The organism is Mucilaginibacter sp. (genome assembly GCF_964263795.1).
GTDB lineage: Bacteria > Bacteroidota > Bacteroidia > Sphingobacteriales > Sphingobacteriaceae > Mucilaginibacter.
Map to the genome: position 1 here is coordinate 1 of NZ_CAXVWK010000075.1, position 11,697 is coordinate 11,697.

General features: G+C 44.3%; 10 protein-coding genes. 2 read left to right on the forward strand and 8 right to left on the reverse strand.

Annotated features, from left to right (window positions below):
* The coding region (locus ACE5CV_RS12845) for a hypothetical protein (protein WP_374950579.1) at nucleotides 1–186 on the reverse strand (186 nt) is incomplete at its 3' end.
* Here ACE5CV_RS12845 and ACE5CV_RS12850 point away from each other — a divergent pair.
* Together ACE5CV_RS12850 and ACE5CV_RS12855 are read left to right on the forward strand one after the other, a co-directional pair.
* Nucleotides 185–1,303: an MFS transporter gene (locus ACE5CV_RS12850; RefSeq protein ID WP_374950580.1), complete on the forward strand. Its 1,119-nt coding sequence runs from the start codon at nucleotides 185–187 to the stop codon at nucleotides 1,301–1,303. The two genes, ACE5CV_RS12845 and ACE5CV_RS12850, sit on opposite strands and share 2 nt — an antisense overlap.
* Nucleotides 1,304–1,307: 4 nt before the next feature.
* The gene (locus ACE5CV_RS12855) at nucleotides 1,308–1,877 is read left to right on the forward strand and encodes a MarC family protein (protein WP_374950581.1); all 570 of its coding nucleotides are present in this window, start codon (nucleotides 1,308–1,310) and stop codon (nucleotides 1,875–1,877) included.
* Here the strand turns inward: ACE5CV_RS12855 and ACE5CV_RS12860 are convergent.
* The 7 genes from ACE5CV_RS12860 to ACE5CV_RS12890 all read right to left on the reverse strand — a co-directional run.
* The gene (locus ACE5CV_RS12860) at nucleotides 1,833–3,044 is read right to left on the reverse strand and encodes an RsmB/NOP family class I SAM-dependent RNA methyltransferase (RefSeq protein ID WP_374950582.1); all 1,212 of its coding nucleotides are present in this window, start codon (nucleotides 3,042–3,044) and stop codon (nucleotides 1,833–1,835) included. The two genes, ACE5CV_RS12855 and ACE5CV_RS12860, sit on opposite strands and share 45 nt — an antisense overlap.
* Nucleotides 3,041–4,309 (reverse strand): ABC transporter substrate-binding protein, encoded by a 1,269-nt coding sequence (locus ACE5CV_RS12865; RefSeq protein ID WP_374950583.1) that lies wholly within the window; start codon nucleotides 4,307–4,309, stop codon nucleotides 3,041–3,043. Before ACE5CV_RS12865 ends, ACE5CV_RS12860 begins: the two co-directional genes overlap by 4 nt.
* Entirely contained in the window at nucleotides 4,266–5,795 is a 1,530-nt protein-coding gene (gene guaA, locus ACE5CV_RS12870) for a glutamine-hydrolyzing GMP synthase (RefSeq protein ID WP_374950584.1), read from the reverse strand. The genes ACE5CV_RS12865 and guaA overlap by 44 nt, the downstream gene beginning before the upstream one ends.
* A 75-nt stretch (nucleotides 5,796–5,870) precedes the next feature.
* Nucleotides 5,871–8,327 (reverse strand): DUF5686 and carboxypeptidase regulatory-like domain-containing protein, encoded by a 2,457-nt coding sequence (locus tag ACE5CV_RS12875; RefSeq protein WP_374950585.1) that lies wholly within the window; start codon nucleotides 8,325–8,327, stop codon nucleotides 5,871–5,873.
* A gap of 127 nt (nucleotides 8,328–8,454) precedes the next feature.
* Nucleotides 8,455–9,444 carry an L-glyceraldehyde 3-phosphate reductase gene (gene mgrA, locus ACE5CV_RS12880; protein ID WP_374950586.1) on the reverse strand — a complete coding sequence of 330 codons (990 nt, stop codon included), beginning with the start codon at nucleotides 9,442–9,444 and terminating at the stop codon, nucleotides 8,455–8,457.
* Between the two features lie 156 nt (nucleotides 9,445–9,600).
* Complete coding sequence (locus tag ACE5CV_RS12885; protein WP_374950587.1) at nucleotides 9,601–10,902, reverse strand: bifunctional folylpolyglutamate synthase/dihydrofolate synthase; 1,302 nt, start codon at nucleotides 10,900–10,902, stop codon at nucleotides 9,601–9,603.
* Between the two features lie 168 nt (nucleotides 10,903–11,070).
* A partial coding sequence (locus ACE5CV_RS12890) for an energy transducer TonB (RefSeq protein ID WP_374950588.1) occupies nucleotides 11,071–11,697 on the reverse strand: 627 nt, incomplete at its 5' end.

The window sequence follows — 11,697 nt, forward strand, 5'->3', positions numbered from 1 at the left end:
GCAAACTGGGTAACGTTGCAGACATCCTGCCGAAGGCTTCAGATTTCGAAAAACAGTAATTAAATCATTACAATATTTAAAAGGTTCTGCATCTGCAGAACCTTTTTTGTTTTCATCGCTTTTGTATGGGATGAAAGTAAATAAAACCCTGTGGGTGTTGGTATTTATATCCGTAATAAACTCCATGGGGTTTGGTATCATTATACCGCTGCTGTATTCATACGGCAAAAAGTTTGGGGTAACCGAGCAAACGATAGGCTTGCTTACCGCCGCATTCTCCATTTCCCAATTCTTTGCCACGCCTGTATTGGGTTCTCTTTCAGATAAATTCGGCCGGCGGCCAATTCTCATTTTCAGCTTGGTGGGTACCTGTGCGTCTTTTATCCTTTTCGGGCTGGCAAACAGTATAATAATTTTATTTGCAGCGCGTATACTGGATGGTATTACCGGTGGTAACATTTCTGTAGCGCAGGCTATGATATCAGATATATCCTCACCCAAAGAGCGGGCTAAAAATTTTGGGATACTTGGATCGGCATTTGGGTTTGGCTTTGTGATAGGGCCGGCTGTGGGAGGTTTGCTAAGCCAGTTAGGGGAAAAAGTGCCTTTCTTTTTTGCAGCCGCCATTGCTATGGTTGGGGTATTGGCAACCATATTTTTGCTGAAGGAAACACATGACAAGGATAAGCGGGCGGCAGCCGCCAAAAAAGGTGGTTTTACTTTTAAGTCTTTAATAACGGTTATAAAAAAACCGGTCATCGGTACGGCTATATTTATTGGGTTTTTATTGACGATGGCGCAATTTACCATGATCATCGGTTTCCAAACCTTCAGCGTCGATAATCTGAAGCTGAGCCCCACCCAGATAGGGCTGTTTTACGCGGGCTTTGGTGTTACCGGTATATTGATGCAGCTTGCGGTACCGGCAATAAAAAAAGTTATCCCGTCGCAGGCGCTCGTATTGTTGTTATCTACCATATGCTGTTTGGCTATGATGATACTGGTGGGTTTTGCAACGGGGCTGGTTCTGTTCGCCATTGCCATTGGTATCTATGGATTGTTTAACGGCTTGCGCAATCCCATGCTGAACGCCATTATAGCCGACAGGAACGAAGAAAGCGAACGCGGTGAGGTAATGGGTGTAAATCAATCTTATGCTTCAATAGGGCAAACGTTAGGCCCGGTTACGGCTGGGCTGATTACAGCCATATCTATACATAGTGTTTTCTTTTTGTCGTCTTTATATATTTTAATTGCACTTTTGTTTAGTATTCGCTTAAAATCAAAAGAAAGTAAATCCTAAATCTATGCATCCACTCATTTTTAAAGAGGTATTATCTGTAACGATGATCCTCTTTGCCATCATTGATATTTTAGGGGCTATACCTGTAATTATTCAGCTGCGCCAGCGTGCAGGGCATATCGAATCTGAGAAGGCAAGTATAGCAGTGTTGGTTTTGATGATCGGGTTTCTGTTTGCGGGAGATGAATTACTGGCTGTGATTGGGTTGGATATATCTTCCTTCGCGATAGCCGGTTCGATAGTGATCTTTATCATCGCCCTGGAAATGATCTTAGGAGTTACTTTTTTTAAAGAAGAAATGCCGCAAGCGGTGTCCATAGTGCCGCTGGCCTTCCCGCTAATTGCCGGGGCAGGTACCATGACGACTTTATTATCACTTAAATCGCAATATCAAACGCAGAACATACTGGTAGGCATTGTGCTGAACACCCTTTTTGTTTATCTGGTACTTAAAAACGTACAATGGCTGGAAAAGCTGTTCGGTAAAACCGGACTGCACATACTGCGAAAAGCTTTCGGCGTGATCTTGTTAGCTATCGCTATCAAGCTGTTCCGCAGTAACAGCGGGCTTTAATTGTTCGGGCTTTGTTAACCTTGCTACAAACATGGTATCGGCTTTACGTTCGTAACCCTTTAACACCTGGTTTATTTCCAACTGCAGGCCAAGTTGTTTTACCATAAAATCTACGGCATCTTCATTCTCAGCTTTAAAGGCTGAACAGGTAATGTATACTAAAGCGGCACCCGGTTTAAGGTGTTTGGCAACGTTTGAAATAATAGCTTGTTGCAGGCGCTTGAAAAAATCGGTACGGTGCGGGTCAAACTGGCTGATCATTTCGGGCGTACGGCCCCATGTACCCGATCCGCTGCAAGGCGCATCAAGGATGATTCCGTCGAATTCATAATTGTATAGCAGCTGCTCGTTATTTTCGGTCAGGTCAAGCAGTTTCTTTTGATATTTACGCAATCCGGCCTGTTGGAAACGCTCATCCAAATTAGCCAGTATTGATTCGCGGATGTCCGACACGACCAGTTTGATATCCGGCTGCAAGCTGTGCAGTAACAAAGATTTACCGCCCGATGCTGCGCAGGCATCCCACCAGCTATCCCACTTATTGGGTTTAAAAAATTGCGCCGTTTGCTGTGATGAGTAATCCTGGATCTCGAACCAGTGCTGTTTTGGAAAAATGGCGTCCAGCCTTGTGCCATTGGGCATGCTCAGGCAGCCGTTCCCCTCATCTTTAAACACAACATCTGCTTTGCTCAATTCGGCCTTTACCTGGGTTTCAAAAGCTTTGTTTACCCGGATATACAGATCGGGTTGCACAAAAAAGGATTTCAGGAACGCATTCCTGTCAATATCTTTCGATAGCTGAGCCGACCACGGAAATACATCCTCCAGGTTAAAATCAGGATGGGCGGTCTTTACTAAGTTGATCTTATCGTCGATAGCAAAGGAAACACACGCCGCCCATTCGGGTTTAAAGTATTGTAAGAAAGAGTTGGTTTGTGTGTTGCATAAAAATTCAGCAACCATCAGGCGCTCCTCTGCAGCTAGATCCGGCAAGGCCTTACCCAGGCGAAAATAATTGTAAACCAACCGCCCGGCAACCCGCCTATCAGTTGATCCCATTTGTTTATTTTGCCTGTAAAAGCCGGGCAGGAATTTACCTAAAGGCGTATCAGCCGGGTATTCAGCCAGTATTCGTTGAAACGTTTTAAGCTGATTGATGGCTTTCATTCTACTTTTTTCAGATCAAAGTTTTCGTACCGCAAAATATCAACATGGGTATTTATCCAACCCACTCCCGGCTTTTTTACGAAATGAAAGCTGTTATGGATACCTGTATAATCATTTTGATCGGGTTTTTGAAAACTGCTGTCATCTTTAGCCAGCAGCTCGCCAAAATACATACCCTGATCAAAGCCCTTAATTGCGAAATCAGTAGGTTCGGCACGATACGCGCGACGGTAGCTACGCAAAAACATATTAGTCTGGCCTGATTTGTAGTTTACGCGATCGCTCGACGTGATGTAGGTATGTAAGCGCTGCAATTGCCCTGCTTTTAAAAAACTGAACTTTTCCCAATTCGGGTGACCAAATACGGTAATTGGGAATTTTTTAGAAAGCGTATCCAGCGAATGTAAGATCACCAGTAAAAACGCTTGTTTAGTAGATGGCACTATAAAAATATTTTGCTCGGTTGCCGATAGCTGCGGGATCAACGGAGTTAAGTTACCACGGGTGATCACTGTAGCGATAACCGGTATTTTGCGTTTGCTCAGACTATCCATGGTACGCTTAAACGGCGAATTGTATAATTCCTCGTCGCTAAAGCCCGAACTTAGGATGAAAACTTTTTTAGGCTTAACCTTGGCCGCAATATAGGTGGCCGCGCCTTTGGCATGGTACTCTAAAGGCGGCGTCATGGTTATCAGGTTTTGATTTTTAAACGTAAGGGGCGACGCCGGAGATAACGGTGATACTATAGGTTTGCGAGCAGCAGTAAGCACCGAGGTAAAGGTTTTCACATCTTCCGGAAACACAGGCCCAACAATAAGGTCGCCGTTACGGATCTGTGGATTGTAAGCCAGGCTATGCGCCTGTGAGGCATCGTCTTTACTATCAAACAACTGCAACTTGTAATTAGCTCCCGCTGAAGCAAGCGAGTCCAGGGCCAGCTTAAAACCCTGGTAGTACTCTACCGACATGTTGGCCTTTTTAAGATCGGCAGATGTGTAAGTTTGCCCTGAAGCGGCCTTAGGCAAATCTAAAGGCAAAATCAGCGATATTACAGATGTTTTTGCTTCCGATACCGTCGGTTTTACCGGTGGCTTTTCAACCTGCTTTTGTGTGGTAGTGGCTGGCTTTTCAGTGTTAGTTTTTACAGTCGGTTGTGGTACCGGCCGCAGTTTAGGCGAACATGCACCAATTACCAAACTTATAAAAACAATAAACCACTTATTCCCACTCAATGGTGGCCGGTGGTTTGGAACTGATATCATATACTACCCGGTTAATTCCTTTAACGTTATTGATGATCTCGTTAGATATTTTAGCAAGCAGATCATACGGCAAATGGCACCAATCTGCTGTCATCCCGTCCAATGATTCTACCGCGCGCAGGCAAATTACGTTCTCGTAAGTACGCTCATCGCCCATAACACCTACCGACTGTACAGGTAAGTAAATGGCGCCTGCCTGCCAAACTTTATCATAAACACCACCGGTGCGCAAATTGTTGATGTAAATTGCATCGGCCTGTTGTAATATATCAACTTTTTCCGGGGTTATTTCACCTAATATCCTGATAGCCAATCCCGGGCCCGGGAAAGGATGGCGGCCTAATATATTCGGGTCTATTCCTAAAGCGGCCCCAACTCGCCTTACCTCGTCTTTAAACAGGGTGTTAAGCGGCTCAACCACTTTTAGTTTCATAAAATTGGGCAACCCGCCAACGTTATGGTGCGACTTGATGGTCGCCGATGGCCCTTTAACAGAAACCGACTCGATAACATCCGGGTAAATAGTGCCCTGGCCTAACCAATTTACGCCCTGTACCTCATGTGCGGCATCATCAAATACCTCTATAAATACACGGCCAATGGCTTTGCGTTTTTTCTCCGGGTCGCTGATGCCTGCAAGCGCATCATAGAAACGCTGCTTAGCGTCAATTCCCTTTATATTAAGGCCCATGTGCTTGTAAGAATCTAAAACAGATTCAAACTCGTCTTTGCGCAGTAAGCCATTATCAACAAAAATACAATGTAAGTTAGCGCCGATGGCCTGATGCAGCAATACAGCTGCAACTGACGAATCCACACCGCCGGAAAGGCCTAAAACAACCTTATCATCTCCTAATTTGGATTTCAGTTCAGCAATAGTGGTTTCAATGAAAGAATCGGGCGTCCAATCCTGACTGCAGCCGCAAATATCTACTAAAAAGTTTTGTAGCAGTTGCTTGCCGTCAATACTATGGGTAACCTCCGGATGAAACTGTATACCGTAAGTTTGCGTACCGGTAATTTGGTAAGCGGCAACTTTAACACTATCGGTACTGGCAATGATCTCAAAATCGTCGGCTATCCGTGCTATGGTGTCACCGTGCGACATCCATACCTGCGAACCTGCAGGAACATCTTTAAATAAAGCATTATCCTGTTTGACAAAATCGAGGTTTGCGCGGCCATATTCGCGGGTGCTCGAAGCTAAAACCTCACCACCGTGAAAGTGGGCAACATACTGTGCACCATAACAAACGCCCAAGATTGGCAAGGTTTTATGGTGTTTAATAAACTCAAAATGTGGCGCATCTGCCTGGCGAACCGAATAAGGACTTCCTGAAAGGATAATACCTTTTACGCTTGCATCTACTTCAGGAACTTTATTGAAAGGATGGATCTCACAGTAAATATTGAGCTCCCTGACACGGCGCGCGATAAGTTGGGTAAACTGCGAGCCAAAGTCAAGAATGAGGATTTTTTCTTGCATGGGCAAAGATAGTTTTTGCAAAGGCAAAAGTCAAAAGTAAAAGCCAAAAGTTTACAGCTTAGCCCTTCATTATCCTTAAAAACTCAATCCAATCCTTATCGCAGAATTTAGCCTGTTGTTCATATTGTTGTAGGCAGTGCCGTACATAACCCTCAAACCGGCCGCCTGCAAACCGAAGCCCAGTTCGGTATAGTTTTTAAGGGCAGGGGTAGTAAGGTAGTTCACGTTAATGATCTCCTGTAGCTTTAACTTACGGATGATAGGGATCTTGTTAGTAATAAAGCCCGATAAGTTGTGCTCCAGGTGCGCTTCCAGGAACTTGTCGCCAGTGCTAAAGGTATAATAATCCAGCAGCAGAAATTTGGTGTTGCCCGGCCGGTAGAATAACGCCTCATTACCCGAAAAATGCCGGTAATCGATATAATTGATATTTTTAGCATTAATAAACTTCCCGGCAGATACATAGAATGATGTTTTGCCGTACATCCCCATCGGTATATCGTCTTTAGTGATATCTGCCGACAGGAGTTTATAATCCGCATCTGATCCAAACACATTTTTGAAAGCTTTAGTGAATGATAAGCCTACTGTTGGGTAAGGCGAGGCGATATACCGCCTGCCGGGAGGGTAGGTTTCGTACTTATTGCTAAAATTATAGGTTGTACGAACCCCTAACTTAAACGCCTGATTTTGAGGAAACAAAGGTACATCCGCATTCGTTAAGAACGGGTTGTTAGAGGTATATTCCCTGCCATCAGGATGAAAAATGGTGAAGTTTGAGGAGTTAGGCAGCCACTTGCGGTCGCTCCATTCTGCAAAGCCATTTGCCATCCAGCCGCCGCTGATGCGGGTAGACGCGCTGAAATTGACATATTGCTTTTGATACAGCTTTTGGAAGTTTTGCCTCGCCAGCAAGCTATATACCGTATTAGTAAACTCGGTAATAGGTTGGTGGTTGTTCATGTCAAGCACGTTAGATCCACCCGAAAGGTTGAGCATAAAATTGCCCGCAGGAAAACTAATCCCGCCGTTTAAATTAAACAGATGGTTAGAGAACCCATATCTTGCTTTAGCGTAAACCGAAAGGTATTTACTGTTTGCGCTATCGATTTGCTTGATAAAGGATGCCCCATAATTAACCACAAAACCTTCAACGGTGTTAAATAGTACCGATGATAATAAAGGATCGAAGTTGTAATATTCTTTATCAAAGCGATTGCGATGCCGGTAACCCCCTAATATGAATTTGCCCGGGCTGAATTTGTTGTTTACCCTGTCCAATGAATCCAGGTAGGGCTTAGATTCGCGTTTAGCTGCGAGGATAGCTTTCTTTTGATAATCTGTTTTTTCCTCTTCCGTTAGCGGGATAGGGCGCTCAGTTTGCCAGTACAGCGAATCCTTTTTATTGATGCCGTTGGTGATGCGCAACACTTCAGAAAATTGCTTTTTATCAAGTGTAGGATTGATGTCGTAGTCTTTATAAAGCGAAATAAAGTACCCGCCAAACTTAAAGCCAAACAGGCCGCCTGTAAATTCAAACTTTATAGATGCCGGCATCCACGCGTTACCACTTACCGGGAAAAATTCCTGGTTTACCTTAAGCGTATCTACAAAGTTGATGTTGTTCTTTTTGGTAAGATACAAACCAAGGCCTTGCAGGCGCCAGCTATCCTCCAAAATATACAGGTATCCATTAAAGCATGGGTCGTGCTCGCGGCGTGGTGTAACCTGGATCTTGTTGATAGTTTCGCCGTTTTCGATGGTGATACCCATCCATTTGTATTTATAATAGAACAGGGCGTTATCTGCAATCGGCGATATTACGGGGCGTGGACTCAGGCCTTCCCAATCCTGCGTGTTTTCGTAGAAATTAACTTTCAGATCCGACGCCCGGTTGAAAGTAAAAGCATTGTTCCTGCCCGAAATTTTGGAGGAAATAACTTCTTCGTGAACCAGGTTCGGCCGCATAAAACTGTACTTGGATTGCGACTCTGACAAATAAACAATTCCTGTCCTATTGGAATCTAAGCCGTTTTCGCGGGCGATCTTTTGCACATCTACACCTAGAAATTTTTTAGGTGCAGCCAGCAGTTTCTGCAGGCCTTTGATATAAACCTCGCAGGTGTAAGCGTTTACTTCGTTAAGGTAAGATTTACGTTTCTTTATAGCCTTGCGGATAATTGCGTATGCCGGGTCTTCGGCACCTGCACGTATGGCAACTTCTTTTAATTCAAATAATTCCGACTTTAAAACGATGTTAATGGATTGACTTGAGCGCAGCTCTACTTTACGACTTTCGGCCTTGTAGCCAACCGCTTTGTACTGTACCTCATAAGTGCCGGCCTTTAGATTAAGGCTGTATTCGCCGTCGCTGTTTGCAGATACTCCTTTGGTTGTATTCCGGATATACACCGTAGCAAAGGGGACGCCATTACCGCCTTCGCCGGTTATTTTTCCGCTAATGATAACATCCTGTGCAAAAAGGCTTAAGCCGGATAATATTAGTGTAAATGCAATTAAAGCCGATTTCATTAAGGTTGTGTTAGGTATTGCTAAGATGAAGCTTATTTGATAAAGTTGTTAGCGGCACTTTGTTAATTATTGTTAAACAAAAAAGGCATATTTTTTTAAAATATGCCTTTTAAATATCTAAGACTGTTTACTTTAAAATGGATTCGATCTTGTCTAACTCATCTGTCGAAAACGCTACTTTGTCTAATGCTTTTAGCGAGTCGGCTAACTGTTCGGGTTTACTGGCGCCGATCAACACTGATGTTACCCGGTTATCCTTAAGTAACCATGCAAGTGCCATTTGCGCAAGGGTTTGACCGCGCTCAACCGCCAATTCATTCAGTTTTTTTATCTTGCTTACAACTTGTTCTGTAACCTGGCTTTCCTGTAGAAAACCCGTAGACTTTGCTGCTCTCGAATCTTCGGGAATGCCATGTAAATATTTATTGGTTAGTAAACCCTGTGCCAATGGCGAGAATGGGATACAGCCTACACCATCTTTTTCCAGCACGTCTAAAAGGCCATCTTCGGCATCGCGCACAAACATCGAATATTTGGGCTGATGGATGAGGCAGGGGGTGCCTAAGCGCTTTAAAATAGCTATCGCCGCGTCGGCTTCCTCGGCGTTATAATTAGATATACCTGCATAAAGCGCCTTTCCCTGCCTAACGATCAGATCAAGCGCCATCATCGTTTCTTCCAGCGGGGTGTCCGGATCAGGGCGGTGATGGTAAAAGATATCTACATAATCTAAACCCATGCGTTTAAGGCTTTGATCCAGGCTGGATACAAGGTATTTTTTAGACCCCCACTCACCGTAAGGGCCTTCCCACATATGATAACCTGCTTTTGTAGATATTATTAATTCATCCCGGTAGCCTGCAAAGTCTTCCTTAAGGATCTTCCCAAAATTGGTCTCGGCCGATCCCGGGGGCGGGCCGTAGTTGTTAGCCAGATCGAAGTGGGTTATACCGCTATCGAACGCCAGATGCAGGATCTTGCGGAAGTTTTCCATCACATCTACATGGCCGAAGTTGTGCCATAGCCCCAGTGAAATAGCCGGTAATTTAATGCCGCTTTTGCCGCAACGTCGGTATTGCATTTTATCGTATCGACTTTCTGATGGTAAATAGGTCATGGTGAAATTAGTGTTTTGGTAAAAATAGGATTTTTAGTGTTAACATCGCCAGGGTCAAAAAATTTCGCAGAAGATCAACAAAACGCATCCTTTTTAATTAAAGGCTTGGTAATGCTAATGTGGCCCGAGTCCTTAAAACGAAATGAAATAGGCGAATTAAACCACTTCGGCAACAACAAAAGTGCTGCCGCCTACAAATACAAGGTCACCGGATTGCGCATTTTTTTGTGCTGTTCTCAGCGCGTCCAAAACTGTAGGATAAGCTTCGCCAACAAGCGCTGCTTCCAGCGCATTGTTTTTCAAGCTTTCGGCATCCAAACCGCGGGGGATATCCGGTTTGCAAAAGTAGTAAACCGCATTTTTAGGGAGCATTGCCAGTACCTGGCTGATGTCTTTATCGTTTACCATGCCAATAACAAAATGAAGTTTTTGGTAGTCTACATTCGCTAAATTTTTTAAAACTTCGGCAATGCCCTCAGGATTGTGGCCGGTATCGCAAATGGTAAGCGGGTTGCGGCTAAGTACCTCCCAGCGGCCATGCAGGCCGGTCAAGGTTTTTACCTGTTTTAATGCTGTTGCTATATGCTCGTTGGTGATGTTAAATCCCTGCCTGCGTAGCTCATTTACCGAAGAAAGTACCGTTTTCAAGTTTTTCAATTGATAAGTGCCCGGAATATCGAGTTGAAGAAGGAGTGGAGCCTGCAGGGCACCGGGTACGATAAGCTCTACATTCAAAAATTCCAGACCGCTATTGTTTAAAATTTGAACGTCAAATTCAGAATTTGAGTCTGAAGCGAATATTAGCGGTGAATGTTCCTGTGCGGCTTTATTCAAAAATACCTGCGATACCTCGGGCTGGTATTCGCCAATAATAACCGGGGTGTTTGGCTTGATAATACCCGCCTTTTCTCCGGCTATAAGTTCCAGGGTATTACCCAGCATGTTCATATGGTCCCAACCAATGTTGGTTATTACCGACAAGAGGGGACTGATAATATTAGTTGAATCCAGCCGGCCGCCTAATCCAACTTCTACAATAGCGATATCTACCTCCTCTTTCGCAAAAATATCAAAAGCAAGAGCTACCGTCATTTCAAAAAAAGAGGGTTCGATTCGTTCAAAATCAGCTTTATGTTCCGCAACAAAATCAATCACCGTTTCCTCGCTGATCATTTGCCCGTTTACCCGGATGCGTTCGCGAAAATCTTTCAAATGCGGTGAAGTATACAGTCCGGTTTTGTAGCCTGCCACCTGTAATATCGCCGCCAGCATATGGGATGTAGAGCCCTTACCGTTCGTGCCGCCAACATGCACGCTTTTAAATTTATGCTGCGGATTATCCAGCAATTCGCAAAGCGCAAGGGTGTTGGTTAAGTCCTTTTTAAATGCAGATGCACCAACGCGGGTAAATAACGGGAGTTGAGTGTATAGGTATTCAATGGTCTGCTGGTAATTCATAGTATTTGAATGGCGGTAGCAAAGCTATAGAATTAGGTATTGAAATTTTAGGTAGAATTATGAAAATTGTTGCAAGTCTGCTACCGCAAATGGGACGGCCACGATAGCAAGTAGTTATAATTTCCGTATAATTTATCACAAGCGAGGAAGCTTGCGATAACAGGGCAATTACTTTCGCTTAAATACGAAAGCTTGTCTGTAAACTTTTTGATCACTTACTCCGGAGGAAGGATTTACTTTCGCGTTTTTAACTGCTTGAATACATTTGTCAACAACGTCGCCTTCTAACAGTGTAGAGCCACGGCCTACACCTGCAGACACAACATTGCCATCGTTATCTATTCTGAATTCAATAATTACTTTTCCTTCAATATTGGTAACATTAGGTTTTGCAGGAGGAAGTACATAATTACGTGCAGTTAACGCATCACCACCGTTACCATCACCAGTACCGTTATAATTGTTAGTAAGCGTTGTACCTGTTGTTTTTCCCTGGTTGCCGGGCGTGCTGCCTGTTCCATCGCCCGTGCCGGTACCGGTAGTTGTTTTACCTTTATATAACGCGTTTTGGTTAACGGTTGGCGCCGCTACCGGTTTTGTAGTAGGCTGCGTGGCAACTGTTTTACTGGGCGCCTTTGTATTGGCGGCTACTTCGGGAGCGTCGTCAGTATTTTGGGTCACCACGTTTTTATCGCTGGCCTCAGTTTGTACCTTCTCTTCGGTAGGCGGGGCAGGGGTTACCTTATCAGGTTTGGTTTGGTTAGCATTTTCTGCTACCGAAGGCTCTTCGGTACT

Coding starts and splice junctions, on each gene's coding strand:
- ACE5CV_RS12850 (WP_374950580.1), top strand. CDS start 185: ATGGGGTTTGGTATCATTATACCGCTGCTGTATTCATACGGCAAAAAG.
- ACE5CV_RS12855 (WP_374950581.1), top strand. CDS start 1,308: ATGCATCCACTCATTTTTAAAGAGGTATTATCTGTAACGATGATCCTC.
- ACE5CV_RS12860 (WP_374950582.1), bottom strand. CDS start 3,044: ATGAAAGCCATCAATCAGCTTAAAACGTTTCAACGAATACTGGCTGAA.
- ACE5CV_RS12865 (WP_374950583.1), bottom strand. CDS start 4,309: ATGATATCAGTTCCAAACCACCGGCCACCATTGAGTGGGAATAAGTGG.
- guaA (WP_374950584.1), bottom strand. CDS start 5,795: ATGCAAGAAAAAATCCTCATTCTTGACTTTGGCTCGCAGTTTACCCAA.
- ACE5CV_RS12875 (WP_374950585.1), bottom strand. CDS start 8,327: ATGAAATCGGCTTTAATTGCATTTACACTAATATTATCCGGCTTAAGC.
- mgrA (WP_374950586.1), bottom strand. CDS start 9,444: ATGACCTATTTACCATCAGAAAGTCGATACGATAAAATGCAATACCGA.
- ACE5CV_RS12885 (WP_374950587.1), bottom strand. CDS start 10,902: ATGAATTACCAGCAGACCATTGAATACCTATACACTCAACTCCCGTTA.